Source organism: Streptomyces yunnanensis (assembly GCF_029011865.1).
GTDB classification, from domain to species: Bacteria; Actinomycetota; Actinomycetes; order Streptomycetales; family Streptomycetaceae; genus Streptomyces; species Streptomyces yunnanensis.
The window spans coordinates 341,636-368,425 of sequence record NZ_CP095749.1 but is presented as its reverse complement, the minus strand read 5'-3'; the positions used below and the strand labels follow the sequence as shown (position 1 = coordinate 368,425).

The following is a 26,790-nucleotide window of genomic DNA, read 5'->3' as shown; positions in this document are numbered from 1 at the left end:
TGCTCCTTAAGCTCCCAGGTAGCCACAGGCGACAGCCCGCCGCAGCGCTTCGGCCCGAGCCCCCGGCGCATCGAGCGGCCCGTCGACCAGACCGGCGAACCCGATCGCGATCCGGGCACCACCGATCGGCACCAGACCGACCCCCAAGGACCCACCGGGATCGAACCGCACCGACGAACCGGCCGGCACACACAACCGCATCCCATACGCAGCGGCACGATCGAACGCCAACCGCGGATTCGCCTCGAAGAAATGAAAGTGCGAGGTGACACTGATCGGCACGCTCGCGGTGTTCCGCACCTCGATCACCACCGCCGGCTCAGGCTCCGGATCAGCCGGACCGGGCAACACCGCCCCCGGCGCCAACACCACCCCACCACCGACCGACCCGACACCCTCCACCGGCTCGACACCGATCGGATCCGTGACCACCGCAAGCCGAGAACCGTCATCAAAAACGGCCTCCACATGCACCTCGGTCACCACATCCGCCACCCCCGGCAACACATCCTCAGGGCCCAACGCACTCCGCGCCGCCTCAATGGCCTCAGCGAGGCGACGCCCGTCCCGCGCCGCCTCGCAGACTGTGTCCGCGATCAACGCGGTCGCCTCGGGAACATTCAGCTTCAGGCCGCGAGCCCGACGCGCCCGCGCCAGCTCGGCCGCACCGAACAGCAACAACCGGTCGCGCTCCGTGGGGGTCAGTCGCATGGTCGCGGCTCCCGGGGGTGGATCAGGGCGGGCGTACTGGGCGCGGTGTCTTCGGGCATGACGGCGTTGGCCCTTCCTCTGGGAATGACAGGTCGAGTGATCTGGGTCGAGCCTGCCATTGACTGAAAATTCAGTCAATGTAGAAGGCGTGACTTTCGAAGGTCGCCTGCGCTCATCGATCAGTTGCCGACGCCTTGGTGAGGCGACGGGGGACGGGTCAGGCGTCCTTGGCGTAGCGACTGAGGGCGACCGTCACCGAACCGCCTCCGGGCACGGCCTCCACCAGTCGCACGATCCCGATCTCCCGGCCGTCGGCGCTCCGGACGCAGAAGGGGTGCTGGTCATCGAGTTCGCTGAACTTCAGCGAGGTCACCGGGTTGCGGTCGATGCCCTTGAGGCAGTCGGCAGGGGTCAGACCGTCGCCGGGAGCGATGAAGGCGTCGCTGTCCTCGGGGATCACGAATGCGGTGGCCGTGCGCGACAGGTACCAGTCGACGCTGGACTCCGGTACGACCTTGCCGTTCCGCAGGTCGAACTCGTAACCCGGGTCGGGGGAGGTCAGCTCGGCGCCCGCGTACCCCGGGCGGAACCCGTCACCGGGCGCGTCCTGCGCCTGCTCGGCCCCCGAGGGCGGCGCGGAATCCTCCGGGGGGTAGTCGAAGTAGTAGACCGCGCCGCCGCCGAGCAGCAGCGCGGCGATCGCGGTCAGGACCAGCCAACGAACGGGTCTCCTGGTGCGCCGGGCCGGGGGCGGCGGCGGAACCGGGCCGGGCACCTCGGCCCGGGGGAGGGGCACGGCCGTGGCGGTGACGGTGGGCCGGGCGTGCGGTGAAGCCGGAGGTTGGGGCAGGCCGTCGTGGCGGGACAGCTCCGTCCGTACAGCGGTCGGCAGCCAGCCGTTGGTGAACCGCACCGGTGAACCCACGGCGGGGTGGCGGCGCACGGCCTCGATCAGCGCGCCGGTGGTGGGACGCGCGGCGGGGTCCTTCGCCAGGCACTGCCCCACCAGGGCGTGCAGTTCGGCCGGTACGCGGGTGAGGTCGGGCTGTTCGTGGACCGTCCGGTACAGGGCCACGGATTCGGGGCACTCGCCGAAAGGGGGTGCGCCACCGGCGGCGTACACGGCCAGCGCGCCGAGCGCGAAGACGTCGGTGGCCGACGTCGGGGGCCGTCCCAGGGCCTGTTCGGGAGCCATGAAGGCGGGTGTGCCGATCCGCAGGCCGGTGCCGGTGAGCGCGACGGCGTCGGCGGCGCGCGCGATGCCGAAGTCGATCACCCTGGGGCCGTCTGCGGCGACCAGCACGTTGGCCGGCTTGAGGTCACGGTGGACCACTCCGGCGCCGTGGATCGACTGGAGCGCCTCCGCGATGCCGGCCACGAGCAGCAGCACCGTCTCCACCGGCAGCCCACCGTGCCGACGGAGCACCTCGTGCAGCGAGGGGGCGGGTACGTAGGCCGTCGCCAGCCACGGTGTCACCGCGTCGACACCCGCGTCGACGACCTGGGCGGTGTACAGGCCGTGGATGCGTCGGGCGTTGGCCACCTCCTGCACGAACCGACGGCGGAACTCGGGGTCCCCGGCGAATTCCGGCCGTACCACCTTGAGGGCCACCGGCCGGCCGCCCGGCGTGTACGCGAGGTACACGTGCCCCATGCCGCCCGAGCCGAGCCGGGCGTGCAACCGATATCCGCCGATCTCCTGCGGGTCGTCGGCGGTCAGGGCCGCGAAGGGGGGCAGCGCGCCGGGGTGCTCGGTGGTCATGCGAGGGCCCTTTCAGAGGGGAAGCGGCGGACGAGGGCCGACGGAGGTGCGGGGTTCGTGGACAGGGTGCGGTGACTCTAACTGAAGTTTTAGTCAATCCCTGTCCACCCCCGGCGGAGAAGGTGCGCGAGGGCTGGTTAAGCTGGGTAACTGTGAGCGACCGGAGAACAGCGATCATGGAGGCGGCGGCGCGGGTCATCGCCCGGCGCGGGGTCCGCGGACTGCGGGTCGAGGAGCTGGCCGCCGAGGCCGGCGTGTCCACCGCGCTCATCTACTACCACTTCAAGGACCGGGCCGGCATCCTGCGCCGGACCCTGGAGTTCATCAACGACCGCGCCGGGAGCTACACCACGGAGCGCGCCTCGGACGCCGCTCCCCTCGATCCCCGGCAAGAGCTGGAGCAGACCCTGCTGTTGGAGCTCCAGGACGACGACATCGTCCGGGAGAACAGCACCGCTTGGGGGGAACTCCGCGCCAGCGCCATCTTCGAGCCTCATCTGCGCGAGGACCTGGCCAAGGCCACACTGGTCTGGGTCCAGGAAATCGCCGACCTGCTCGGCCGGGTGCGCCCCATGGCGACCGCCGCCGCCCTGGCCGTCGCCGCCGAGCGGCTGACGGCGTTGGTGGAAGGGCTCAGCATGCGCTGGCTCAGCGGCATCCTGCCCTTGGACCACGCTCGTGAGCTGGTGCTGGACGCCGTAGAGGCGGAGTTGGAGCGGCTGGGACGCCGGTAGGACCAGCCGTTTCCGGCATCCTGCGCGAGTCCCCCGCCGCACCCCGGTGGTTACTGTACGAACGTGACTACCCGACGAGCCAAACTGCTGGAAGCGACCTGCCGAGTGATAGCCCTGCGGGGGGTCCGGGGGCTGCGCGTGGAAGACGTGGCCGCCGAGGCGGGCGTCTCCAAAACACTGATCTACTACCACTTCCGCGATCGTGCCGGCCTGGTCACCAGCGCCCTTGAGTACGTGAACGACCGGGCCGAAGGCTATGTGGCCGGTGCGGACGATGACGAGACCCCCGTCCGGGAACTGCTGCTCGACCTCCTGTCGGCGGAGTTCCAGGACGACACCGCCGTGCGTGAGAACTCCGCCGTGTGGGGCGAGGCGCGGGCGGCCGCGACCTTCGACGAGGGGCTGCGGCCGACGCTGGCGTCACTGACCGAGCGTTGGATCGTCGACATCGCCGAGCTCATCGCGGACGGCCAGGACGAGGGGAGCGTCCCCGCGTCGGTCGACTCGCGTGCCGCCGCGGTCCGGCTGACCTCCCTGGTGGAGGGGCTGAGCGGGCGCTGGCTGGCCGGCCTGCTCACCACTGCCGAAGCCCGGGCGCATGTGGCCGCCGCGCTGGAGCGCGAGCTGGCCGAGGGCCCGCAGGGCTGACGCCGGACGGTTGCCGTACGGATACGGGGGACATGTCTGCGTCTCGCATTGACTGAAAATCCAGTCAGTGTCATAGTCTGAGACAGAGCGGCGCCGCGCCCCGACCCGCCTCGGGCGCACGCACCACGCCTGCCCCGACGGCACGGAGGGGCACGGGCCGTCGCCGCCGCAGGTCCCGCAGCACGCCTCGTCGGCGTGAACGCCGCTGTACGCCACGGGACGCCGGTGAGCGGGACGTCCCGTCCCTGGTCCGGCCAGGACTCGGCGGCCGACGCCGTCCGACATCACGGATTCGATGTGGAGCCCCCATGAACGACCTCCCCGCGGGCAGGTGGCTGCTCGACGCCTTCCTCGGCCCGCGCCCGTCGCGAGGAGCCTCGTCCGATGGCACGGACGGCGCCAGGTGGCGTGTGCCGGCCGACGACGTTCCGCACACCCGAACCTGGATGTCCTGGCCCTCCAGGAGGTCCGTCTGGGGACGACAGCTGGCAGGCGTGCAGCAGGACATCGCGCTCATCGCCCGCACGGTCGCGGCATTCGAGCCCGTCGTCCTGTGCGCGCCGGACGAATCCGCCGTAGGTGAGGCCCGTGCCGCCTGTGGCCCGGGGGTCACCGTGATCGGCTCGATCCCCACGGACGATCTCTGGATGCGCGACACCTGTGCCGTCTTCCGGCGCGACGGCCGCGGAAATCTCGACGCCGTGAGCCTCAACTTCAACGGGTGGGGCGGAAAGCAGAAGCACCGCGACGACGCCGAGGTGGCCTGGTGCGTCGCCGAATTCAACGGAATTCCCCTCACCGAGGCGGAATTCGTCGGAGAAGGCGGGTCGATCGAGACCGACGGTGACGGCACGGTGCTGGCCACCGAGAGCAGCCTGGTCAACAAGAACCGCAATCGCGGGATGAGCCGGGACAAGATCGAGGAGGAGGTCCTCGCGGCCTACGGCGCCGAGAAGATGATCTGGGTTCCCGGCGTCCGCGGCCGGGACATCACCGACAACCACATCGACGTCACATCCCGTTTCGTCCGGCCCGGCGTGGTCATGGTGCAGGTTCCCCCGGACGACCGGAACGACGTCTGGGCCCGGGACGCGCGTGAGCAGTTCGCCATCCTGTCCGCCGCAACCGACGCGAAGGGGCGGCGCCTGCAGGTCATCCGCGTGGACGGGCCGGACACCGTCCGCTCGCGCAGCTCGACGTTCGTGGATTCGTACCTCAACTTCCATCTCGTCAACGGCGCCGTCGTCACCGCGCAGTTCGGCGATCCGAGGACGGACTCCGCGGCCCGCCGCGCCCTGGCCGAGGCATTTCCCGGGCGTCGGGTCGTACAGCTGGATGTCGACCGGCTCATGGGCGGCGGCGGTGGAATCCACTGCGCCACCATGCACGAACCCATTCCGTAGTCCATCAACACGTACACCTCTTTCGACAGGCGCCGCCCCGAAATGGCGCTGGCCGTCGGATACCCTTCGCCCTCAGGGCTCGAATTCAGGATGATTCCCCTCTCCTGAAAACAGGCTCGTCAGCTGAATGCCGGAGTTCTCTGTGTCGCTTTCCCCCATGTCCCGCCGCAACGTCCTGCGCTCCTTCGCGGGTGTCGGTGCTCTCGCCCTCGGAGCCGCGGCCTGCGGTCCGCGCAACACCCCGGCCGCGGCGCCCTCCGGACCGCCCGCTCGGAAACGGAACGGCCGCTGGTTCGGCGCCGAGTGGGAGAGCCACGCCCGCACCTTCATGTCCTGGCCCGCCCTGGTGTCGGTCTGGGGCGAGCAACTGCCGTCCGTACAAGAGGACATCGCCCGGGTCGCCCGTGCCGTCGCGGAGTACGAGCCCGTGGTGCTGATGGCCCGCCCCGAGCAGCAGGATGCGGCCCAGCGGGCCTGCGGCTCCCAGGTCGAGGTGATCCCGCTCATGGTCGACGACCTGTGGGCGCGTGACACCGTTCCGCTGTTCGTCGAGGAATCCGGGGGCATCCTGGGCGTCGACCTCAACTTCAGCGGCTGGGGGAACAAGCAGGAGCACCGCAACGACGCCCAGGTCGGCCGCCGCCTGCTGAGCAAGTACGACATCCCGCGCGCCGAGGCCCCGTTGGTCGCCGAGGGCGGTTCCTTCGAGACCGACGGCGAGGGCACCTTGTTGATCACCGAGAGTTCGGTGGTCAACAAGAACCGCAACCCGGGGAAGAGCCGCGACCGGATCGAGGACGAGATCAAGACCAGTCTGGGCATCGAGAAGGTGATCTGGCTGGCCGGCGTGCGCGGCAAGGACATCACCGACGCGCACGTCGACAGCATCGCCCGGTTCACCGCGCCGGGTGTCGTCCTCGTGGACCGTGCCTTTCCCGACAGCCCCCCGGACGTCTGGTCCCGCGCGGCCGACCAGGCCAGGACGGTGCTCAAGGACGCCACGGACGCTCGTGGCAAGTCCGTGCAGGTCATCGACCTGCCGCAGCCCGATCTCGACAAGATCACCGGTCGGGGCGACGCCTTCGTCTCCACCTACGCGAACTTCTACGTGGCCAACGGCGCGGTGTTCATGCCCCGCTTCGGCGACGCCAAGGCCGACGACCGCGCGAAGGGCATCCTGCAGGAGCAGTTCCCCCAGCGCGACATCGTTCAGGTGAAGATCGACACCATCGCCTCGGGCGGCGGCGGCATCCACTGCTCGACCCACGACCAGCCCGGCAAGCCGGCCAAGTAGAGGCGACACGGGCGGCTTGGCCTCTCGGCGAGGACCGCTGGCCTGGACCCGTGAGGCCCGGAGTCACCGAAGTCGACTCCGGGCCTCACGCGGGCAGTGGGCCCGGCACGGCCGGTCGAGCCGCTGACGGGCCGCGTCAGGCGGCGTTCGACTTCTTCTGGAAGTCGGCGTTGAATGCCTTCTCGATGCCGCTGACGACTGCGGAGTCGCTGACGATGAGGCCGAGTTCGCGGTTGTGGTTGAGTGAATTGCTGGAGAAGTTCTCCGAGCCGGCGAACACCTTGGCGGAGGACGTTCCGTAGTCGGTGACGATCACTTTGGCGTGGATGTAGTAGCCCGTCGAGCTCGTGTAGGTGGTGACCTTGCCACCCGCAGCAGTGACCTTTTTCAGCTGCTTGCTGTACTTGGCGGACTGGTTTTCCGCGACGACGCGGACCTTGACACCGCGCTTCGCGTCCGCGACGACCGCATTCACCAAGGTGGTGTCGCCGAACTCCTCCTGCTGCACATCGAGGGAGCGCTTTGCCCCCTTGATGAGAGCCAGTAGATGGCTTTGCGAATCCGTGGGCGACCAGACCAGATCGGTGCCGTCGGACGGCGTCACGGACGTCTTTGCGTAGTCGGCGTCGAAGACCTTCTCGATCGCCGCGACATCGGCCTTGTTGGTGTCGAAGACGCCGTAGTCGCGTGACGTTGCGTAGTACTTCGTGTCGAAGTTGCCGGTGCTGATGTACGACTTGGCCCCGTCGACCGTGATCGTCTTCTGGTGCGTGTAGACGTACGACGAGGACGAGTACGTCACTCCGGCACCGGCCGCGGACAGCGCCTTGTAGGCGGCGCCGTCGATGGCCGAGTGCTGGGAGTCGAACACCACGCGGACCTTCACGCCCGCCTTCTGCTTCTTCACCAGGGCGTTGACGAGAGTGGTGTCGCGCAGCTCGTAGATCGTCACGTCGATCGACTTCTTCGCCGAGTTGACGAAGTCGTAGATGGCGCCCTCTTTCTGGTCCGGAAGTATCACCAGGGAGAACGGGCTTGTGGCGTGCGCGGTCGCGGGTACGACGGCGACCGCCGCGGCCAAGGCGCCTGCGCTCAGGGCCGGTATGAGAAGACGGCGGGTGGGGCTCACCGGAACTCTCCTGACGTAGGGGGGAAGTGCGCAACGCGCGTAGCGCACCCCAGTAAGACACAGGGGCAAGGCTCGCTGAAGCCCAGTTCGGTGAAGAGAAGGGCAGCGTTGTGCAAAAGTCCGCTGCGTTTGATGACGAATCAACTGTCGGGAAAGTCAAGGTGTTTACAGTGCGATTCAGGTCGGCGATGGTCAGCGTCCGGCCGGCATTTGCCCGATGTTCGTCCGGCGTTTCTCGGCTCGTTGGCGCAGGTCGCGGAGTGGTGAGGGGGAGCTGGCCGCCCGGTTCGACTCGCCGGAGCAGGCCGAGTTCCCGCACGGGCAGCGCCGCACCGCCGACTCCCTCGTCGCGACGATCGCGACGCGCGCAGGGATGCTCGTCATGCCGGAACAGGAACAAGAGGCCACGCTGGGCCGCATCCACGCATTCCTCGCCAGCAGGCCGGAAACCGCCTGCGGCGAGTTCACTCTTCCGATGCTGACCGGAGTGCTGCGCGTCCGGCGCCTGTGAAGCATCACGTCGACACCGGAGCCGGACGCACGGCCCACGAGCGCGGGGTTGAACAGATCGTGCCCGGGGCGTGGACCGTCCGCCGGCCTACGCCCCGGCCTTCGGATCACGGTTCGGCCGTCACCTGACCTCCGCGCGCCCGGGCACCCTGGTGCTCAGCTGGACGGGGTGGGGTGGGGCAGCGCGGTGCGAGCGGTCTGTGCGTACTGGGCGGCCTGCAGTTCGTAGAGCGTGCGATAGTGCCCGCCTGGCAGGGTCATCAGGTCGGCGTGGGAGCCGCGTTCCACGACACGGCCGCGGTCGAGCACGTAGATCAGGTCGGCGGTCGCGGTCGCGGCCAAGCGGTGAGTGATCAGCACCACCGTCGTCCCGTCGTCGGTCAGCGAGCGCAGTGCCTGGAACGCCTCGATCTCGGCCCGCGGGTCCAGAGCCGAGGTCGGTTCGTCGACGATCACCAGCGGTGCCTGGCGATACCGGGTCCGGGCGCTGCCGATGCGCTGCCACTGGCCGCCGGAGAGCTGGGTGCTGCGCTCGAAGCCGCTGACGATGATGCTGTCCCACCGGTCCGGCAGCGATTCCACCACGCCCAGGGCATCGGCCTCCCGGGCGGCCCGCTCGATCCGCTCTTGGTCCACGTCGATCTCGGGCCGGCCGATGTGGACGTTGGCACGGGCGGTCATCGCCCAGTGGGGGAAGTCCTGGCAGAGCAGGGCCACCTTGTCGAAGACGGCGTCCCGGTCCGCCTCCCGCACGTCGACGCCGTTGACGAACACCCGGCCCTGTGTGGGCAGGTACAGGCCGGCGAGGAGCTTGGACAGTGTCGTCTTGCCGGATCCGTTCTCCCCGACCAGCGCCACCACCCTCCCCGGAGGGATCGTCAACGACACGCCCTCCAGCGCGAGTTGATCGGCTCCGGGGTAGGAGAACGACACGTGTTCGCAGCGGACTTCGACCGGCCCTTGGGGAATCGGGAGGCCGCCGGTGGGGATGGCGTTGCGCTCGGCCAGATCGTAGGCGATCTCCAGATCGGCCAGATACATCGACTCCTCGTACAGCCGGTTCATGCTCATCACCAAACTGCCCAGGCCCTGACTGGAGTTCCGCACCGCGATCACTGCGGTGCCGGCCGCCGCCAGCGGGATGCCGCCGAACCACAGCAGCGCCCACAGCGCCCCGTAGGAGACGAGCGAAGCCGCCCCGGACATCGCCGAAGCCGCCAGGTCCGTGCCGGCCTCGGCATAGGCCAGGCGCTGCTTCTCCCGGGCCGAGGTTGCGGCCATGTCCTCGTAGGCGCCCGCCAGCAGTTCGCCGGCGCGGTGCGCCTTCACCTCCGGGCCCGCATCCGGCCGCGACAACTGATAAGTGATCATGTCGGTGGCCCGCACGTGATCGAGCCAGGCACTGCGGGAGGCGTAGTTGCGGCGGACGACGGCGACCGCTCCCCACGCCCTGGGGGCCGCGATCAGCAGCAGCGCCAGCACGAGGGCGGGATGCAGCAGGAACAACACCCCGGCGGCCGCGACCAAGCCGATGAAGACGTTGATGACCTGGATCGACGAGCCCAGCATCGTGCGGATGGAGCGGATGCCGTACCGTCCGGCGTCCAGCGCCCGTTGGGATCTCTTGTCGACGAGCGTCGCCAGCTCGACCCGGGCCAGCCCGCGGTAGTACCGCGCTGTGCAGGCCCGCTCGATCTTCGGTTCCAGACGACCGGACGCCGCCACGCTCACCGCGGACAGCGTTGAGGACAGCGCGGTCACCGCGGCCGCCGCGACCAGAGCCGGGGCCGCCTCCAGCAGGCGCTCCGTAGTGGGACCGGCCGAGAAGATCGCGATGAGGATCTGGTTGGTGGCCACGAGCGTGAAGGCCCGCATGAGGCCGATCCCCAACTCCGCGGCAAGGAGCACCAGCAGGGCCCGTCGGTCTTCGCGCCATGCGGCTCGCGTGACCGTGCCCATCATCGCCGGGAACTGCCGGGCCATCTGCCAGAACGACAGCCTCAGCAGCGGGTTCTCGTACCGGGCCCATGCTTTGTCATGTCGTAGAACGCCGCTGAACAGCAGCTTTTCGCTCTCGGAGAGCGACGGTTGCTGGGACTTCCTGGGCCGGGGGAACGCCATCATGCCTCCCAGATCGGGTCCGGACGTGCTGAGCGGAGCGTGCCGGTGGTGGGTCGGGCGCGCGGAGCGGCGCGGACCGGGGCCCCGACGGCTGCGGTCCGGCCCGGGGCGTCAGCAAGTGGCGGGGGAGTGGTTGGGCGCGCGGGACAGGAACGGATGGCGACCTCCAGCGAGCGGGCGTTGGGGTGTCGTGGCGTTCAACGAGAGGACCCGGCATCTCGAACTCATGTGTTTCGGACGTGATGTGACCGCACGGAAGAGGGAGCGCATGTCCGTTCCGTGCGCACCAGCCCTTGCCGGAAGCGGCTCGTGCTCTGTACCGACGTGGCCGAAACGCCGGGGTCGAGACCTGGGTGGCCGAAGGGATTTTGAGTGCGCAGCGGGGGTGGTGTGTTCGGCCGGCGGCCGGAAGGCTGTGTCCGGGTCCGGGTCCGGGTCCGGGTCCGTGGTCCCGGTGGTTTGAGCGGTGCGGCGGGTGGTTGGCGATGCCGCACAGCGTGATCGACTTTCCGCCTGAACGGATCGGCCTCCCGCCCAACAATGAGTGGCTTTCCGACCAAAGGCGAAAGCCCGGGCACTCAGCCTTCGATGGCGCCGGCGATCAGCATCTGGAGCTGCTTTGCGGTGCGGTCGAGGGGCTGCACGCTGCGCTTGGCGCGGCACAGGGCAACGGTCCCCTCAACGGCCGCCACGACGAGGGTGGCGAGCTGCGCCGCCTGCTCCGTTTCGGCACCGTGCTCGCGGAGGGAAGCGGCCAGCAGGCTCTCCCACTCGTCGAAGACCTCGGCCGCCGCAGTCAGGGCTGCGGGGAGCTCGTCGGTGGGAGGCTCTTCGATGGCGACAGCCAGGACCGGGCAACCGGCGCGGAAATCGGTGTCGACGACGATCTTGCGCCACAGTGCGAGGAACGCGCGGAGCCCGGCTACCGGACCCGCCTCCAGCTCCTTGCGCAGGCTCTGGGCGACCCGTGTGCCGGTGTAACGGACCGCCTCGGTGGCCAACTGCTGCTTGCCCTCGGGGAAGTAGTGGTACGTGGAGCCGAGCGGCGCCTCGGCGTGTTTGGCCATCTCGCGGATGCTCGTTGCGCTCAGGCCGCGCCGGCTGATCATGTCCGCGGCGCCGGCCACGATCCGCTCGCGCGCCTCCGAGTTGCTCCTCGTCACGTGCGGAACCCCCTCTGACACCCCTGGTTATAACGACCGACATAGTCTAGCGTGACGCCTGGTTATAACGACCGTCATAATCCGCTGCTGACTGCTGACTGCTGACTGCTGACTGCTGACTGCTGACTGCTGACTGCTGACTGCTGACTGCTGACTGAGGAGTTGCCATGCCGACGATCAAGCTGACTGTCCCGGCCGGTTCCCTGACCGACCAGGGACGCGAAAGCATCCAGCGGGACCTCGCGGCGGTCCTGCTGCGCTGGGAGGGAGCACCCGACACCGCCTTCTTCCGCGCCTAGGCGTGGAGCTACCTGATCGAGCTGCCGCAGGGGGCGCAGATCACCGCGGAGGACGACGCGCCACGCTTCCTCGTGGACGTCACCGTTCCGCAGGGCGCGCTGTCCGAGCGGCGCAAGGCGGGACTGGTCGAGGAGGCGACCGCAACCGTGCTCCGGGCCGCCGGACTCGCCCAAGGCGATGCGCTGCGGGTATGGGTGCTGGTGCACGAGCAGGCGGACGGCACCTGGGGCGCGGGTGGTTCCGTCGTCCGCTATGCAGATCTCGCGGGCCTGGCGCAGGGGCAGCGGTCCGACGCGTGAGCTGTCGCAGCTTTGGTACGTCGCGGTGCTCGGCAGACCTCATTGCGAGCCGTCGATGCCTGCGGAAGGACGGCGCTGATCCTCGGGCTCCGGCCCGTGGTCCGAGTGAGGGCGCCGGGCTTCCTCCATGATGCGGTGCCATGAACGGATCACATCGGGAACCTGGTCGAGCAGGCCCTTGAGGGCAAACAGAAAGGCGGACATGACGCCCGCCGTGCCCAGAATCGCCAGGACGATCTGCAACTCCATGCTCGGGTCCTCCCCAAGGACGGAGGGGGCCGAGCTGAGTCAGGATCTGCAGGCAGGATGGCAGGTGTCTCAGGCCGACCACCCTGAAGACGGTGATCAACTGAGGCCCTGCCGACGCACAGGCCGCGTGTGCAATTGTCGCGATTGACGCGGCGCCAACTGCTGTGACAACCACGCCCGAAAGGGACGTCGGACCCATTCCCGTCGCAGCCAGCGTGCTGGCCGTGCCCTACGGACTCTACTCGCGGGAGCCCCCGCTGTCTGCTTCCCTCCCGCACTCCTCAACTTCCCAGTGGCTCAGCAGACTTCTCCGGAACTCCCTCGACCGCCGGCGCAGCGTCCACGCGGAGCACATCGAATCCGCCGGTGACGACTTGCGGCCTGGTCGTCGATGGCCACCTGCCCGCCGACGACCTCGCTCGACAGGCCCGGCAAGCGCTTACGACGGAAGAACTCCCTCACGAGTCCTGACGGTTACTCCGCCCATGCGTCACTCCTCCCATGCGTCACTCCGTGAGATGCGCACTCCCGCGGGGCGAGGTTGCGGCAGCCCCCCGGACCGGGTGCATCATGGGCGTGGACATTGATGGGATATGCGTAGAAGAGTGGAGTGGAGCGTGACACGGATACTGGTCATCGGTGGCGGGATCGCCGGTACGGCGACCGCACTGGCCCTGCACAAGGCAGAGTTCGAGGTCGCCGTGCACGAGGCGCATCCCGACACGGCGGGGGACATCGGGGCGTTCCTGACCTTGGCGAGCAACGGTATGCGCGCCGTGGCGCAGCTCGACGCCTCGGATGTGGTCACCGGGATCGGCTATCCGCTGCGCTCGATGCGCGTTCTCGACGGTCAGGGCGCGGAGATGGCCCATGTGCCGTTGGGAGAGGCCGACGACGCTCTCCTGCGGTACCGGTGCTTGCGCCGTGGCGAGTTGAACGCCGCCTTGCAGGCCGAGGCCGTCCGCCGGGGCATTGGGCTTTCGCACGGATCGCGGTTGGTGTCTGTCGAGGACGGCCCGGATCAGGTGACCGCACGGTTCGCCGACGGCAGCGTCGCGACCGCTGATCTGCTCGTTGGCGCAGATGGCCTGAATTCGACCATTCGGCGCGCGATCGCCCCCGGTGCGGAGCCCGTCTACGCGGGGCAGTCCGTCTTCTACGGATACACCCGCAGCACCCCGGTGGCGGAGGAGACGGGCCACATCACCATGGTGCGCGGCAGCACCGTGGCCTTCGGCTACGCCGTCTCGCCGGACGGGGAGACGTACTGGTTCGCCCGTGTCGCCGGTGAAGCGATCCCCGTCGAGGAACTCGCCCACCCTTCGCCCGCCCGTTGGCGTGAGCGACTCGTCGAGTTGCTGAGTAAGGACGCCACCCCCGCGGCGAGCATCGTGGCGGCCTCCACCGACAGCCTGATGGCCACCAACGCCACCGAGATCCCGCCAGGCACGCCCTGGCGCTCGGGCCGGAGGCTGATCGTCGGCGATGCCGCACACGCGGCGTCACCGGCGACCGGCCAAGGGGCCTCGATGGCCTTGGAAGACGCTGTCATCCTCGCCAAATCCCTGCGGGACATGCCCGATCTGGACAGCGCGCTCGCCCTCTACGAGGCCTGCCGCCGTCCCCGCGTCGAGTACAACATCACCGTCAGCGGAGAGTTGTCCCGCGGCACCCGCAACCCGTCGAGCACCGGTCGGGCACCGTCCGCCCAGCGTCCCGGTGACGACACGCTCGCCTCCCAGCTGGACTGGGACCTCGATATGCGCACCGTCGCCGGCGACACGGACCAGGGCCCGTCCGATGGGTCAGGGTCGGACGGGCCCTGACGGCTCGTTTCAGGCGGAGTCGAGTGTCGGCCTCGGCCCGACACTCAACTCCACCAGACACGGAAGTCGGTGGAGAGCGAGCCCAGCGCGGCCAACTCGGCGGCCAGCTCCGGCGCGGCCACCTCGATCCGCTGCCCTTCCACCAGCGGCGCGGAGCTGTAGATCTTGCGCAGCGAGAAGTCCCAGCCGGGACGATCCCCGGGTGCGGGTTGAGCCGTGACCCGCAACCGGTGCAGCTCGTATCGGACCATGATGCTCTCCGCTCGGGTGACGTCGCACGAGTCGAGCGCGGACCACAGTTGCGGATCGGTCATCCGGGCGAGTTGCGCAGGGGTGAGGGTCGAGCTGTCGAGCAGTTGGCGGGCCAGGCGTCGGACCACCGAGACCGGACCCACGTTGTCCCACGAGGTGTGCAGCCGCGCTTCCGCGCAGACCAGGTCGACGAGCGTGGCGGCGGTCTCGGGGCCAGTCGACACCGCCGAATCCTTGAGGTCGAGCTGGTCCAGCATGACGGCCGGATCGATGGCCAGGCGCCCGGCGGCGCACGACTACTGCGCACGTAGGAATCGAGATGGTCCAGATTCAGCAAGCCGGTGCGGCCGGTGAGCGGCGACGGCGGCTGCCCGCCGAGTGCGGCGACGACGGCCCCGGTGCGCACCCGATGCTTCTCCAGTACGGACCGGATCGGCTCGGCCCGCAGCAACTCCACGCCGATGGCGTGGTGGTCGAGGCCGCAAACGCCTTCGAAGGTGTGACTCAACGGCAGATGGCCGATGTCGTGCAACAGCGCCGCGATTCGCAGGAGTTCGTCCTCCGGATGGAAGTGTGCGACCAGCGAGAGGACGCCGAGGGAATGCTCCAGCCGTGAGTAGGACTGCAGGGTGCTGATGGTCGAGGCCCCTCCGTGTGCGACGAAGTGCAGGCGCCTCCGCCGCGATGTGATGTGAGGCACCGGCACCCGCTGCCGGCGGCCGGGGTGTGGTTTTCCGAACCTTCGATTCGGGGGCGGGCGGGATCGATCGCCGTGCCCCGCGCGCCGAGGATGAGGGCATGGCTCAGACAGCGACGGCTACGGCACCGGCTACGGCAATGACAACGGATGCGGGAACAGACATCGGGGTGGGGATCGCTGCGCGGGCGGTGGATCTGCATCGGGAGCATGGGCGCGGCAGTGCCGCCGTGCGGGCGTTGCGCGGGGTGTCGGTGGCGTTCGCGCCCGGGACGTTCACGGCGGTGATGGGGCCGTCGGGTTCGGGCAAGACCACCTTGCTGCACTGCCTTGCGGGGATGGATCGGCCCACTCGGGGTTCTGTCTGGTGGGGTGGTACGGAGGTGTCCCGGCTGTCCGAGCGGCGGCTTGCGGTACTGCGGCGCAGCCGGGTCGGGTTTGTGTTCCAGGCGTTCAACCTGATGCCGGCGATGACGGTCGCGCAGAACGTCGAACTGCCCGGCCGGCTGGCCGGCGAACGGCCCGACCCGGATCGCGTAGTGGAGGCGCTCGCCCGGGTGGGACTGGCCGGGCGCGAGCGGCACCGGCCCGGGCAGCTCTCCGGTGGACAGCAGCAGCGGGTGGCGATCGCCCGGGCGCTGGTCACCCGCCCCCAGGTGCTGTTCGCCGACGAGCCGACCGGCGCGCTCGACCGGGCCACCGGCCACGAGATCCTCGCCCTGCTGCGCGCCGGCGTCGACCGGGACGGCGGGACGTGTGTGATGGTCACCCACGATCCGGTGGCCGCCGGGTACGCGGACCGGGTGCTGCTGCTGGCCGACGGCGTGGTGGTGGACGAGCTCGATCGGCCCACCGCCGCCCAGGTCGGCGAGCGTCTGAGCCGGCTGGGGGAGTGCGCGTGATGGTCGTCCCGATGTCTCTTGGGCAGATGCGCCGGCGTCCGGCTTCCTTCGCCGGATTGGCGATCGCGCTCTTCCTCGCCGTCGCCACCGTGACGCTGTTCGGTTTGCTGTTCGCCGCCGGTGCCACCGCCCCCGCGGCGGCCCGGGAGGCGACGGCCGGGCCGGGGCTGATGGTGATCGCCGGTGCCTTCGGCGAGATCGCCGTGCTGGTGGCGTTCTTCGTTGTGGTCAACGCGTTGGCCTCTGCCCTTCGTCAGCAGCATCGCGAGCTGGCTCTGCTGCGTACGATCGCGGCGACGCCCCGTCAGGCGCGACGGCTGGTGCGCGGCCAGGTCCTTGCGCTGACGTTGTTGGTGGCTGTGCCGGGTTGGGTGGTCGGCGCGGCGGGGGCCCGTGGCTTCCTGGCCGAGTTGCAGCGGCGGGGGATGGCGGCGCCGGGCGTGCGGGTGCCGGGGACACCGCTGCCGATGGTGGTCGCGTTGGCCGTCGCGCTCGCCGTCGCCCTGGCGGCCTCGGCCGTCGCGGCCCGGCGGATCTCCCGGATCGCGCCCACGGCCGCCCTCACCGCGAGCGCGACCGAGCACGGACGGACGGGCGCACCGCGTCTGCTCGCCGGAATCGGCGCGCTGGCGGGCGGCGGTCTGCTGCTGCGACTGGCCGCGACCCGGCCGACGGCGCAGCTGGACAAGGCGGGGCAGGCGGCGCTGTTCGGTGCGTTGCTGCTGCTGGTCGCCCTCGCCCTGGTGGGGCCGCTCGCGGCGCGTGTGCTGGCTGCCGCGTTGGGTACGCCGGCACGGGTGCTGGCTCCCGGTGCGGGGTGGCTGGCCGACGCCAACCTGCGGGGGTACGCGCGCCGACTGTCCTCCGCCGTGGTGCCGGTCGCGCTGCTCGTGGGCCTGTCGGGCACCATGGTGATCATGACACGCACCGCCGAGCACGCCGCGAGCGCGAGCCCGACCGGCGTCACCACCGCCGGCTTCGTCACCTCCGCCAGCGATGTCTGGTTGCGTCAGATCGAGTTGGCGCTGCTGGTCTGCTTCGCCGCCGTCTCCACCGTCAACACCCTGGTCGCCGTGACCGCCGACCGGCGGCGGGAGTTCGCGCTGTTGCGGCTGGTCGGCGCGACCCGGTCGCAGCTGATGCGCATGTTGACCGCGGAGGCGGTGCTGACCACGGCGGTGGGCGTGCTGCTCGGCGCGGCGGTCGCGGGTGCCGCGTCGGCGGCGTTCAGTACGGCGGTGACCGGCTCGGCGGTGCCGTCCGTCCCGATGGCCGTCTGGTGGATCGTCGCGGGCGCGGCGGCGCTGACCGTCCCGGGCATCCTGGCCACCGGCCTGCGGGCAGTTCACGGCCCGGCCGCGGAACTGGTGGGCGGTGGCCGTGACTGAGCACGAGGCCGGGACGGCCGCCGAGGGTGCGGCCTGCGCACCGACGCCCACCCCCACCGGGCCGCGGACCCGCGCGAGCGTGCCGCCCGCCGGCTCGGCGCCCTTGCCCGCCCCGTGCGGGCCGGCTGAGACGCCCGAGGACGGACGTGGCTGAGCAGCGGCGATACCTTGCCCTCCGAGGCGGCGAATGGGCCTTCGCCGTCGTCGGACTGCCGCTCGCGCTGCTCGGCGGTGTCTACGCACTCGCCGTCCTGTACGCGGGCGCGCTGCTCTCCCTCACCGTTCTCGGCCTGCCGTTCGTGGTCGCCGCGCTGCTGGGCGCGCGGGGCCTCGGCACGCTGCACCGGCGGCTGGTCGGCCGACTGCTCGGCGCACGCGTCGAAGCGCCGACCGGGCTGCCCCGCCCGGTGGGCGCGATCGCCCGCGGCCGTGCCGTGCTGACCGACCCGGTCGCCTGGCGGACGCTGCTCTATCTGGTGCTGCGGCTGCCGCTCGGCGTGCTCGGGTTCGCCGCCGCCGTGCTGCTGCCCCTCGGTTGCGGCTGGCTGATCGGCTTTCCGCTCTGGGGCCGCCTCCTGCAGCCGGGCCAGCCGCCGGCCTTGTGGCTGGACGCCGTCGCGATCCCGCTGGGCCTTCTTCTCCTGTGCGCGGTACCCGGCGCCATGCGGGCGTTGAGCGGAGCGAACCGGCGGCTGGCCCGGCTGCTGCTCGGCCCGGCCCGTGCCCAACAGCGCGTCCGGGAACTGGAGACCGCCCGCGCCACCCTGCTCGCGGAGAACACCGACCAGCTCCGCCGCCTGGAACGCGATCTGCACGACGGCACCCAGGCCCGGCTGGTCGCCCTGGCCATCACCCTCTCGCTGGCCGAGGACACCCTCGCCCCCGACGCCGGCCCGGACCTCGGACGGCTGCGCACCCTGGTGGAACGCGCCGTCGGCCAGACCGACGACACCATCGTCGAGCTGCGGCGACTGACCCGGGGCATCAACCCGGTGGCGCTGGACGGCGGCCTGGACGAGGCGCTGCCGGGCCTCACCGCCACCTCGCCGGTGCCCGTCACCGTCCGCCTGGACCTGCGGGAACGCCCGGACCAGGTGGTCGAACGGGCCGTCTACTTCTGCGCCGCCGAGCTGCTCACCAACATCGCCAAGCACAGCGGTGCCCGCTCGGCCGAACTCGCGGCGAGCGCCGCCGACGGCCGGGTGCGCCTGATCGTGCGCGACGACGGCCGGGGCGGCGCGGCGCTCGGCGTCGGCACCGGCCTGACCGGACTGGCCGAGCGGATCGCGGCTGTCGACGGCGTCCTGGCGGTCGACAGTCCGCCCGGCGGACCCACCGTGATCACCGCCGAGCTGCCTTCGCGCCTGTGACGAAAACTCAACTGCCGCTCTCCGCAAGGTAGGTGAGGACGGCCTTGACCCGCCGGTTGTCGGCGCCCGTCGCCGGCAGGTCGAACTTGGTGAAGACGGCCGCGACATGCTTCTCCACCGCACGCTCCGACACCAGCAGCAGTGCGGCGATGGAGCGGTTGGAGTGGCCCTGTGCCATCAGTTCCAACACCTCGCGCTCACGCGGCGTCAAGGTGTCCACCCGGCTGTGCTGCCCGCCGCGCATCAGCTGGGTGACCACCTCCGGGTCGAGCGCCGTGCCCCCGTTCGCGACCCGTTGCAGCGCGTCGACGAACTCGGAGGTGCGGGCGACGCGTTCCTTCAGCAGGTATCCGATGCCCCCGGCACCGTCCGCCAACAGCCGGGAGGCCCAGGCGGTCTCCACGTGTTGGGAGAAGACCAGGATGCCGACCTCGGGTGTCCGCGCACGGACCTCGACGGCGGCGCGGATGCCCTCGTCGGTGTGGGTGGGCGGCATCCGGATGTCCACCACGGCCACGTCGGGCCGGTGCTCGACCACCGCGGCGAGCAGCTCGGGTGCCGTCCCGGCGGTCGCCACCACCTCGCATCCGCGGGCGCTGAGCAACTCGACCATCCCGTCACGGAGAACGACGGAGTCCTCGGCCAGTACCACGCGCAGGTTCCTGTTGATCACCACGCCATTATCGGGCCGACCGACGTCCGTCGCCGGCCGGTGATCCCCGCACGGGAAATCCCCACGCCGGAACGGCGAGTCACCCGAGGCCGATCCCTCCCGCCTCGACCCGCCCGTCACGCAGGCCGCCGCCCTGTCACCTCATCGACGCTTCGCACGCCCGGCTACGAAGGCCACGACCCCTGCCGAGATCACCACGGCCACCTTCGCCGTCAGCAACCCAAGACCGGGGCTCCACCACTCCAGCTTCCACGTCGCGACCCAGATCACGCCCCCGACCACCAGCGCGACGACCGTGGACAACAGGACACGCCTGGATGCGGGCTTCTGATGCTCACCGCTGCTCTTCTCCTTCACATGCAGATGCTATGAGCAAGCTCGCGAACCGCGGTCATTTCGAGAACATCTGGCTCCGCACCAAGCGCCACGACGAAAAGAGCCAGGTCAAGAACGGTTCCGGGGGTGTCTACTACCTCTACTTCCCCGTCAACTCAGCACCAACTCAGCACCGTGTCCTGCGCGAGCTCGGAATCCGGTGACAGCTCACGCCGCCAAGCCGACCGTCAGCTCTTCCGGCAGGTAGCCCTGGAAGGTCGTCGTCACGACCTGGCGGCAGCGCTCGCGGCCTTCCTGGGCGAGACGGCCGTACTCATCGACCGTGACCTTGGTGGAATGGGGCCCGAGCCAACGGGACACCTCATGAATGGCAACTCCATTCGTCAAGGTTACGGTCGTCCCTTTACGGCGGAGGTCGTGCGGCGTGTAATCGCGGAGCCCCAGCCGCTTGACGGCACGGTCCCATGAGTTGCGGACGAGCCCGGGGTAGGTCATGCCGCCTTGCTGGTTGAGAACGGGGAAGCGGTCGGCATAGGCGGCGAAGAATTCCAGCAGGGGGACATCGTGCCACTCCCCTTCCTTCCGGTGCTTCAGGGGTGCATAGCGTGCTGTGTAGAGTCCGTCCCTATCCCTATCCCTATCCCTATCCCGATACCAGACTATCTGCCGCCGCAGACGCAGCGTGCCGTCCTGAAAATTCTCGGGAAAGACGTCAAGCGATTCGCCGATACGGAGACCGCCGCAAGCCATCAGCCGTATAGCCGGTTTCAGGCGCGGCCCGATCGAGTGCGCTATGGCCTGGCTCTCGTCACGGCCTGGATCTCTTCAAGCCTTGGAAGGCTCCGCTCGTCGACCGGAACCACGGGACCAGCGGGCTTCTCCGCTTCCTGAACGGGGTTGTTGGCGATGCGCTTGCGGCGCACCGCGTGCGAGAGGAGTGACGACAGGGCGATGCCGCGGGCCTCGATCGTGTTCGGCTTGGCCCCCGCCTTGTACAACTCCTGCATATCGGCTGCCGTTACCTGAGCGATGGTCTTGCGCCCCAGGCGCGGCAGGACGTGCAGCCGCAGGATCCGCTCATACGACTCCCAGGTGCCGCTCGACAGGATCACCGCGTTGAGCCAGTCCTCGGCGTACCGGCGCAGTGAGACCTTCCCGGCGTTCGGGTCGATGTAGGTGTTTTCGTGCTTGTCGTTCTCGACTTTGGTGGCGAAGTCCACCGCGTCTTTCTTGCGGTCGAACGACTTCTCACGTTGCCGGGCGCTGCGTCCGCCCGGCTCGCGGTGGCGGACAACCCAGCGCTTTCCGAGTGCCGTCCCTGACGGGTCATCCCGTCAGGGGGTGCCGTTGTAGCTCAGAATTCCGACCGTGCCAAATGCGGGATGGGGCTGGTCATTTGGTTACGCGGTAACTCGGGGCTGGGCATGGAGGTCGCATCATTGGTGAGGGGTACCGACTCCTGCTGTCGAAGCATCTGCAGTGTCCGCACGTCTGCAGGATTGGGACGGCACTGGTGTGGCGGACAGTCGCAGTCGGCGCGAGCGATGCTCGGCTTCCAACGTCCGGCAGCGCGCAGAAGCCGAAGATTGGGCTGTACCCGGCGTACAGGCCGACTCGTCCGCTCCTACCTGGGACTTCACCGTGGGAAGGGTCTCTGACCTGTATCGGAGGCCCTTTCCGGCCTTTCAAGCGCTTGTCGCTTTGGGCAGCCGAAAGTCCCTCGAAAGCCCCTCTGGCAGAGCTGAAAGTCCCTGAAGAATCCTAGAGGTGGGCGGCCGCCGGAGGCGTCTGAGCAGCCGGTCAGTATGGTGGCGCCCATGGCCGATCTTCACCAGGTTGTCGTGGAGCCACGCGTGCTTGCTCAGGCCGAAGCCCTCTCCAATGGGTGAGTCCTCGGCGGTGACCCGGTCGGGATCTCAGAGCGTGCTTGGCGAGGGCTGAAACCGAACCGGATCAGGCAAGCTGACTGGAGAGGAATCAGCGGGAAACTGCTCCGTCGTGTTCGCCCTGATCTCTATGTGGTGGGCCGCTGAGGCTCACGACACCGATCGCGAGGCGCTGGCGACGTCCAGCTGTACGCCAGTTGCCGCTGTGTTTCAGCCCGTCCGGGCCGGCCGCGCACCGCCGCCTTGCGGAGTGGAACACTGGACCGGCCAGGCGTCGACTGACTGGGGCCGAACGAGGTTCTGCCGCCGGACTCGCGACGGCGACTCATAGGCATGTCTACGAGTCTGGCAGAAGAAGGCACTGGCGCGAGGCGGGTTGCCGAGGTTATGGGGAGCGGCCCCTTCCCCCAGAGCGGAACTACCGTACGTCCCCCGAGAGCCTTCTGGAGCAGCCCAGTCGCGCACAGCCCCCGTGCGCTACGTCCCTGAGGGCGCCTGCCGGGCTTGCTTGGCACTGTTGCATCGAGGTGTCATCGGAGGTTATGGCGGATGAGGCCGGCGAGGCGTCGGTGGGTCTCGCGCGGGCGAGTCAGACGCCGGCCGAAGTCCGTGCGCTGCCCGGTGTGGTCGTAGGCGTCACGCAGCTCCATGAGGAGGGCGACAGTTGTGTCGTAGGTGCTGGTCTTCTTGGTGGTGGTCTGCGCCTCGATCTGCCGTCAGATACGGGGTCGGCGATCAGTCGGGTGAGGTCCTTGTTCGTCGGCCCGGCCGGTTCCTTGGGGGCGGCGGGGCTGACCTGGGCTGCGACCGCGAGCAGGTCGGTATCGACGCGCAGGAAGTCGGCGCGAGCGCGCTGAGGGGCGGTCAGAGCGTCGAGTCCGGCCGTGATGGGCAGTTCGAAGGAGGCTGCATCGAGGGGCAGTTGCCCGACCTCAAGAGGCGGACGGAGGCTCAGGGAGACCTCCCAGAGGCGTCCGAGATCGACTGAGGGTGCCGGACGTCTTCGACACGTATGAGACACAGCCACCCGTCGAACCGGTGACAGCCGGACAGTGCCGGACCTTCCCTCGAACGTCGGGGGAAGGTCCGGCGTTTCCTTTTCGCTGGCCAGCCCCTGGCAGGACTCGAACCTGCGGCCAAGCGCTTAGAAGGCACCTGGCCGTGATCCATCAGGAGGGCTTCTGACCTGCGTGGATGCGCTGACCTGTGGAGCTGGCGGCGGTATTTTCTGTGCTTTGGGGAAGTGTCGGCGCCCGGCATCGGGAGCATGAGCCCTCAATGCTGATCCGCGGCTGGTAGTGGCGGCGCCTGGGCGATCACGCGCCAGGTCAAAAGATGGCAACGGGTTTCATTTTTGATTGATGTGAAAATCATTTCCATCTAACGTGTGGGGTGTCGTCATGTGGCTGGATCGCACCGCTCCGCGTCCGGCATCGCCCGAAGGAGTTCCGTATGTCCCCCCGCCCTGTTCCCGCCCCACGTTCCGTCCGGCGAGCCGTACGCATCGCGCTCGGTGCCACGGTGGCGGTCGTGACCGCCGCGACGGCAACAGCCTGCTCGACCTCGTCGCCGAAGCCCGCCAACACCGGCAATGCCGCCGCCGGTGGCGGCTCGGGCAAGACGATCCAGGTAGTGGCGGGGGAGAACTTCTGGGGCAGCATCGCCACCCAGCTCGGTGGCAGCCATGTGAAGGTGACCAGCATCATCACCAACCCCGCCACCGACCCGCACGACTACGAGCCGACGGCCGCCGACGCCCGCACCGTGGCCGGAGCCCAGTACGCGATCGTCAATGGCATCGGCTACGACGCCTGGGTCGACAAGCTGCTCGCTTCCAATCCCGGAAGCGGCCGTATCGAGCTGAAGGTGGGCGACCTGGTCGGGATCAAGCCAGGAGGCAACCCGCACCGCTGGTACTCCCCGGCCGACGTCCACAAGGTGATCGGGAAGATCACCGCGGACTACAAGAAGATCGACCCGGCCGACGCCGCCTACTTCGACCAGCAGAAGGCGACCTTCGAGACCAAGACGCTCGCCGGCTACAACAAGCTCATAGCCGACATCAAGGCGAAGTACGCGGGCACCCCGATCGGCGCTTCCGAGTCGATCGTCACGCCCCTCTCGGAGGGCCTGGGGCTGAAGATGCTCACCCCTGAGACGTTCCTGGACGCGATGAGCGAGGGCTCCGACCCCACGGCCAAGGACAAGGCCGCTATCGACGACCAGATCAAGAACAAGCAGATCAAGGTCTACGTCTACAACTCCCAGAACTCCACGCCGGACGTGCAGGCGCAGGTCAAGGAGGCCAAGGCGCAGGGCATCCCGGTCGCCACCGTCACCGAGACCCTCACCCCTGCCGGGGCGACCTTCCAGCAGTGGCAGACGAGTCAACTCCAGGGCGTCGAGCAGGCTCTGGCCAAGGCGACCGGGAAGTGAGGTGACGCCATGAAGCCGACAGCGAAGGTCCGTGAAGCCGTGGCCCACGGGGCGCACTCCGTCCCCGCACCCCGAGCCCACGACACGCCCGCAGAAGTGGGAAGCGGTCCGGTGGCCGTCCTGCGTGACGCCGCCGTGCGCGTCGGAGGCCGCACCCTGTGGGCGGGCGTGGACCTTCGTATCGAGCCCGGCGAGTTCACCGCCGTCCTCGGCCCCAACGGGGTCGGCAAGTCCACCATGATCAAGGTCCTGCTCGGTGCGCTGCCCGCCGCAGGTGGCGAGGTCCGGGTGCTCGGCACTCGTCCGGGGCGGACCAACCACCGTATCGGCTACCTGCCGCAACGCCGCAGCTTCGACACCTCGATGCGCATTCGCGGCATCGACGTCGTCCGCATGGGCCTGGACGGTGACCGCTGGGGCGTGCCCCTGCCGTTCCCGACGGCTCGCCGCCGGGTTGAGCGTGCACGCGTCGCCAAGGTCGTCGAGTTGGTCGGGGCGTCGGGGTATGCGCACCGGCCGATCGGGCAGTGTTCCGGTGGTGAGCAGCAGCGGCTGCTGATCGCACAGGCGCTGGTCCGCCGCCCCGAACTGCTGTTGCTGGACGAGCCGTTGGACAGTCTGGATCTGCCCAACCAGAGTGCGGTGGCCGCGCTGATCGGCCGGATCTGTCATCAGGAGGGGGTGGCGGTGGTGATGGTCGCCCACGATGTGAACCCGATACTCCACCACCTGGACCGGGTGGTGTACCTGGCCGAGGGCGGCGCGGCCACCGGCACCCCGCAGGAGGTCATCACCTCCGCGACGCTGACCCGGCTGTACGGCACGCCGGTCGAGGTACTGCGGGCCTCGGACGGCCGACTGGTCGTGGTGGGCCAGCCGGAGGCGCCCGCGGTGCACGCCGACCGGCACGACACCCCGGGGAGCGGTCATGGTGCTGGCTGACGCGGGGACCGCGCCCGTCTGGTCATGGGATCTCCTCGCCGACTTCCAGGCGATGTGGTCGTACCCGTTCATGGTCAACGCGTTCCGGGCGGGCGCGGTCGTGGCCCTGGTCTCCGCGCTCGTGGGGTGGTTCGTGGTGCTACGGCGGCAGACGTTCGCCGCGCACACCGTCTCCACGGTTGCCTTCCCCGGCGCGGCCGGGTCGGTCCTGCTGGGGGTCAGCGCGGTCTACGGGTACTTCGCACTGTGCGTGGCCGCCGCCCTGGTCATCGCTGCCCTCCGAGGCAGCGGAGACCACGAGGAATCCGCGCTCACCGGAACCGTCCAAGCCTTTCTCCTCGCCTTCGGCTTCCTCTTCGTCGCCCTGTACAAGGGGCTGTTGGAGGGGCCGCAGACCATCCTGTTCGGTACGTTCCTCGGCATCACCTCGACGCAGGTGACCGTGTTGGCGGGTGTGGGCATCGGGGTGCTCGCCGTGCTGGCGCTCATCGGGCGCCCGTTGCTCTTCGCGTCCATCGACCCCCAGGTCGCCGCCGGACGGGGAGTCCCGGTCCGCGTTCTTTCCGTGCTCTTTCTCGTTCTGCTCGGCGCGGCGACCGCCGAGGCCAGCCAGATCACGGGGACCCTGCTCGTCTTCGCCCTGATGGTGATCCCCGCCGCCACCGCCCAGACGATCACGGCCCGTCCGGGCCTGAGTCTTGCGCTCGCCGTGCTCCTGGCGTTCGCGGCCACCTGGCTCGGACTGACCGCCGCCTACTACTCGCCGTACCCGCTGGGCTTCTTCGTGACGTCGTTCGCCTTCGCCGGGTATGTCATCGCTCGGGGCGTGCACGCGCTGCACACGCTCCGCGGCCGGACCGCAACGCCCCTGCCGGCCAAGGAGGTTGCTGCATGACTGGTCTGCTGGCCGCATCGCCGCTCGCCCAGCCCTTCTTCCAGCACGCCGTGCTCGCGGGGACCGCCATCGCCGCGGCCTGCGGGCTCGTCGGCTGCTTCCTCGTCCTGCGCGCCCAGGTCTTCACCGGCGACGCCCTCAGCCACGTCGCCTTCACCGGCGCCATGGCCGCCCTCGCCTTCGGCTACGACCTGCGCCTTGGGCTGTTCGCCGCCACCGTCGCCATGGCGCTGCTCTTCGGCACCCTCGGCCGCAAAGCACGGCCCGACGACGTCGTCATAGGAAGCGTCTTCTCCTGGATCCTGGGCCTGGGGGCCTTCTTCGTCACCCTCTACACCACCTCCCGTAGCACCGCCAACGGCACCGCCGGGGTCAGCGTGCTGTTCGGCTCGATCTTCGGCATCTCAGCCGGGCGGGCGACCACGGCGGCGCTGGTAGCCGTCGGAGTCTGCCTGCTGGTACTGCTCATCGCCCGCCCGCTGCTGTTCGCCACCCTCGACGAAGCCGTGGCCGCCGCCCGCGGCGTGCCGGTCCACCTGCTCGGATACGGCTTCCTCGCCCTGGCCGGCATCAGCGCCGCCGAGGCCACCCAAGCGGTCGGCTCCCTGCTGCTGCTCGGCCTGCTGGCCGCCCCCGCCGGCGCCGCGATCCGGCTCACCGACCGCCCCTACCGGGCCATTGCCCTCTCCGCCGCACTGGCGGTTCTGGAGATGTGGGCGGGGCTCTTCGCCTCCTACGCGGCCCCCACGATGCCACCGAGCTTCGCCATCATGGCCGCCGCCACCGCCGTCTACGCCGCCACCTTCCTGATACGCCGTCCCGCCACCCGCACCCCCACCCCAGCCCCCGCGGGGGCCTGAACGA

Annotated in this window: 25 protein-coding genes, 1 tRNA gene and 2 pseudogenes; 15 read left to right on the top strand and 13 right to left on the bottom strand. The window is 69.6% G+C overall.

The window, feature by feature from the left end; translation table 11 throughout:
• Positions 1-6 precede the first annotated feature (6 nt).
• Positions 7-711, bottom strand: coding sequence for an urease subunit gamma (gene ureA, locus MOV08_RS01665; protein ID WP_275305867.1), 705 nt, complete (start codon positions 709-711; stop codon positions 7-9).
• 217 nt (positions 712-928) lie between these two features.
• Positions 929-2,473 carry a serine/threonine-protein kinase gene (locus MOV08_RS01660; RefSeq protein WP_275305866.1) on the bottom strand — a complete coding sequence of 515 codons (1,545 nt, stop codon included), beginning with the start codon at positions 2,471-2,473 and terminating at the stop codon, positions 929-931.
• A gap of 176 nt (positions 2,474-2,649) precedes the next feature.
• On the opposite strand from MOV08_RS01660, the gene MOV08_RS01655 reads away from it, so the two are divergent.
• From MOV08_RS01655 to MOV08_RS01640, 4 genes are all read left to right on the top strand, one after another.
• Positions 2,650-3,207: a TetR/AcrR family transcriptional regulator gene (locus MOV08_RS01655; protein WP_420834274.1), complete on the top strand. Its 558-nt coding sequence runs from the start codon at positions 2,650-2,652 to the stop codon at positions 3,205-3,207.
• Positions 3,208-3,270: 63 nt separating this feature from the next.
• Complete coding sequence (locus tag MOV08_RS01650) at positions 3,271-3,855, top strand: TetR/AcrR family transcriptional regulator (RefSeq protein ID WP_275305864.1); 585 nt, start codon at positions 3,271-3,273, stop codon at positions 3,853-3,855.
• A gap of 308 nt (positions 3,856-4,163) precedes the next feature.
• Entirely contained in the window at positions 4,164-5,258 is a 1,095-nt protein-coding gene (locus MOV08_RS01645) for an agmatine deiminase family protein (RefSeq protein WP_275305863.1), read from the top strand.
• Between the two features lie 157 nt (positions 5,259-5,415).
• Entirely contained in the window at positions 5,416-6,552 is a 1,137-nt protein-coding gene (locus MOV08_RS01640) for an agmatine deiminase family protein (RefSeq protein WP_275305862.1), read from the top strand.
• 136 nt (positions 6,553-6,688) lie between these two features.
• On the opposite strand, the gene MOV08_RS01635 is transcribed toward MOV08_RS01640, so the two are convergent.
• Positions 6,689-7,681: a phospholipase D-like domain-containing protein gene (locus MOV08_RS01635; RefSeq protein ID WP_275305861.1), complete on the bottom strand. Its 993-nt coding sequence runs from the start codon at positions 7,679-7,681 to the stop codon at positions 6,689-6,691.
• 217 nt (positions 7,682-7,898) lie between these two features.
• Here MOV08_RS01635 and MOV08_RS01630 point away from each other — a divergent pair, with 217 nt between their 5' ends.
• On the top strand, positions 7,899-8,192 hold the full coding sequence (locus MOV08_RS01630; RefSeq protein WP_239009877.1) for a hypothetical protein: 294 nt from the start codon (positions 7,899-7,901) through the stop codon (positions 8,190-8,192).
• A gap of 155 nt (positions 8,193-8,347) precedes the next feature.
• Here the strand turns inward: MOV08_RS01630 and MOV08_RS01625 are convergent, their stop codons facing one another.
• Complete coding sequence (locus MOV08_RS01625; RefSeq protein WP_275305860.1) at positions 8,348-10,315, bottom strand: ABC transporter ATP-binding protein; 1,968 nt, start codon at positions 10,313-10,315, stop codon at positions 8,348-8,350.
• A 575-nt stretch (positions 10,316-10,890) separates the two neighbouring features.
• The gene (locus MOV08_RS01620) at positions 10,891-11,475 is read right to left on the bottom strand and encodes a TetR/AcrR family transcriptional regulator (protein WP_275305859.1); all 585 of its coding nucleotides are present in this window, start codon (positions 11,473-11,475) and stop codon (positions 10,891-10,893) included.
• 167 nt (positions 11,476-11,642) lie between these two features.
• On the opposite strand from MOV08_RS01620, the pseudogene MOV08_RS01615 reads away from it, so the two are divergent.
• Positions 11,643-12,074: pseudogene (locus MOV08_RS01615) on the top strand (tautomerase family protein).
• A 39-nt stretch (positions 12,075-12,113) separates the two neighbouring features.
• On the opposite strand, the gene MOV08_RS01610 reads toward MOV08_RS01615, so the two are convergent.
• Positions 12,114-12,323, bottom strand: a complete 210-nt coding sequence (locus MOV08_RS01610) for a hypothetical protein (protein WP_039628894.1) — start codon at positions 12,321-12,323, stop codon at positions 12,114-12,116.
• Between the two features lie 617 nt (positions 12,324-12,940).
• Here MOV08_RS01610 and MOV08_RS01605 point away from each other — a divergent pair.
• Entirely contained in the window at positions 12,941-14,149 is a 1,209-nt protein-coding gene (locus MOV08_RS01605; RefSeq protein ID WP_275305858.1) for an FAD-dependent monooxygenase, read from the top strand.
• A 44-nt stretch (positions 14,150-14,193) separates the two neighbouring features.
• Here MOV08_RS01605 and MOV08_RS01600 read toward each other — a convergent pair whose 3' ends face one another.
• Positions 14,194-14,658 (bottom strand): hypothetical protein, encoded by a 465-nt coding sequence (locus MOV08_RS01600; protein WP_275312058.1) that lies wholly within the window; start codon positions 14,656-14,658, stop codon positions 14,194-14,196.
• A gap of 227 nt (positions 14,659-14,885) precedes the next feature.
• Positions 14,886-15,101, bottom strand: a pseudogene (locus tag MOV08_RS01595) (HD domain-containing protein); the annotation flags it as partial.
• Between the two features lie 98 nt (positions 15,102-15,199).
• Between MOV08_RS01595 and MOV08_RS01590 the strand changes: the two are divergent.
• From MOV08_RS01590 to MOV08_RS01580, 3 genes are all read left to right on the top strand, one after another.
• On the top strand, positions 15,200-16,000 hold the full coding sequence (locus MOV08_RS01590; RefSeq protein ID WP_275305857.1) for an ABC transporter ATP-binding protein: 801 nt from the start codon (positions 15,200-15,202) through the stop codon (positions 15,998-16,000).
• An 11-nt stretch (positions 16,001-16,011) separates the two neighbouring features.
• Positions 16,012-17,388 carry an FtsX-like permease family protein gene (locus tag MOV08_RS01585; protein ID WP_275305856.1) on the top strand — a complete coding sequence of 459 codons (1,377 nt, stop codon included), beginning with the start codon at positions 16,012-16,014 and terminating at the stop codon, positions 17,386-17,388.
• A gap of 146 nt (positions 17,389-17,534) precedes the next feature.
• Positions 17,535-18,758: a sensor histidine kinase gene (locus tag MOV08_RS01580; RefSeq protein WP_039628888.1), complete on the top strand. Its 1,224-nt coding sequence runs from the start codon at positions 17,535-17,537 to the stop codon at positions 18,756-18,758.
• A 7-nt stretch (positions 18,759-18,765) separates the two neighbouring features.
• Here the strand turns inward: MOV08_RS01580 and MOV08_RS01575 are convergent, their stop codons facing one another.
• Both MOV08_RS01575 and MOV08_RS01570 read right to left on the bottom strand, forming a co-directional pair.
• Positions 18,766-19,431 carry a response regulator transcription factor gene (locus tag MOV08_RS01575; protein WP_275305855.1) on the bottom strand — a complete coding sequence of 222 codons (666 nt, stop codon included), beginning with the start codon at positions 19,429-19,431 and terminating at the stop codon, positions 18,766-18,768.
• A gap of 141 nt (positions 19,432-19,572) precedes the next feature.
• Positions 19,573-19,788, bottom strand: coding sequence for a hypothetical protein (locus MOV08_RS01570; protein WP_039628886.1), 216 nt, complete (start codon positions 19,786-19,788; stop codon positions 19,573-19,575).
• A gap of 11 nt (positions 19,789-19,799) precedes the next feature.
• On the opposite strand from MOV08_RS01570, the gene MOV08_RS01565 reads away from it, so the two are divergent.
• On the top strand, positions 19,800-19,970 hold the full coding sequence (locus MOV08_RS01565; protein ID WP_275305854.1) for a hypothetical protein: 171 nt from the start codon (positions 19,800-19,802) through the stop codon (positions 19,968-19,970).
• 4 nt (positions 19,971-19,974) lie between these two features.
• Here the strand turns inward: MOV08_RS01565 and MOV08_RS01560 are convergent, their stop codons facing one another.
• The 3 genes from MOV08_RS01560 to MOV08_RS01550 form a co-directional block, all read right to left on the bottom strand.
• Complete coding sequence (locus MOV08_RS01560; RefSeq protein WP_275305853.1) at positions 19,975-20,517, bottom strand: site-specific integrase; 543 nt, start codon at positions 20,515-20,517, stop codon at positions 19,975-19,977.
• A gap of 41 nt (positions 20,518-20,558) precedes the next feature.
• Positions 20,559-20,987, bottom strand: a complete 429-nt coding sequence (locus MOV08_RS01555; protein ID WP_275305852.1) for a tyrosine-type recombinase/integrase — start codon at positions 20,985-20,987, stop codon at positions 20,559-20,561.
• A 1,770-nt stretch (positions 20,988-22,757) separates the two neighbouring features.
• Positions 22,758-22,868 (bottom strand) — tRNA-Arg (locus tag MOV08_RS01550).
• Positions 22,869-23,183: 315 nt separating this feature from the next.
• Here MOV08_RS01550 and MOV08_RS01545 point away from each other — a divergent pair.
• The 4 genes from MOV08_RS01545 to MOV08_RS01530 are packed head-to-tail and all read left to right on the top strand — an operon-like array spanning position 23,184 to position 26,786.
• Positions 23,184-24,089, top strand: a complete 906-nt coding sequence (locus MOV08_RS01545) for a metal ABC transporter solute-binding protein, Zn/Mn family (protein WP_275305851.1) — start codon at positions 23,184-23,186, stop codon at positions 24,087-24,089.
• Between the two features lie 9 nt (positions 24,090-24,098).
• Positions 24,099-25,031: a metal ABC transporter ATP-binding protein gene (locus tag MOV08_RS01540; RefSeq protein ID WP_275305850.1), complete on the top strand. Its 933-nt coding sequence runs from the start codon at positions 24,099-24,101 to the stop codon at positions 25,029-25,031.
• The gene (locus MOV08_RS01535; protein WP_275305849.1) at positions 25,018-25,926 is read left to right on the top strand and encodes a metal ABC transporter permease; all 909 of its coding nucleotides are present in this window, start codon (positions 25,018-25,020) and stop codon (positions 25,924-25,926) included. Before MOV08_RS01540 ends, MOV08_RS01535 begins: the two co-directional genes overlap by 14 nt.
• Positions 25,923-26,786: a metal ABC transporter permease gene (locus tag MOV08_RS01530; protein ID WP_275305848.1), complete on the top strand. Its 864-nt coding sequence runs from the start codon at positions 25,923-25,925 to the stop codon at positions 26,784-26,786. Before MOV08_RS01535 ends, MOV08_RS01530 begins: the two co-directional genes overlap by 4 nt.
• The last annotated feature ends 4 nt before the right edge of the window (positions 26,787-26,790 follow it).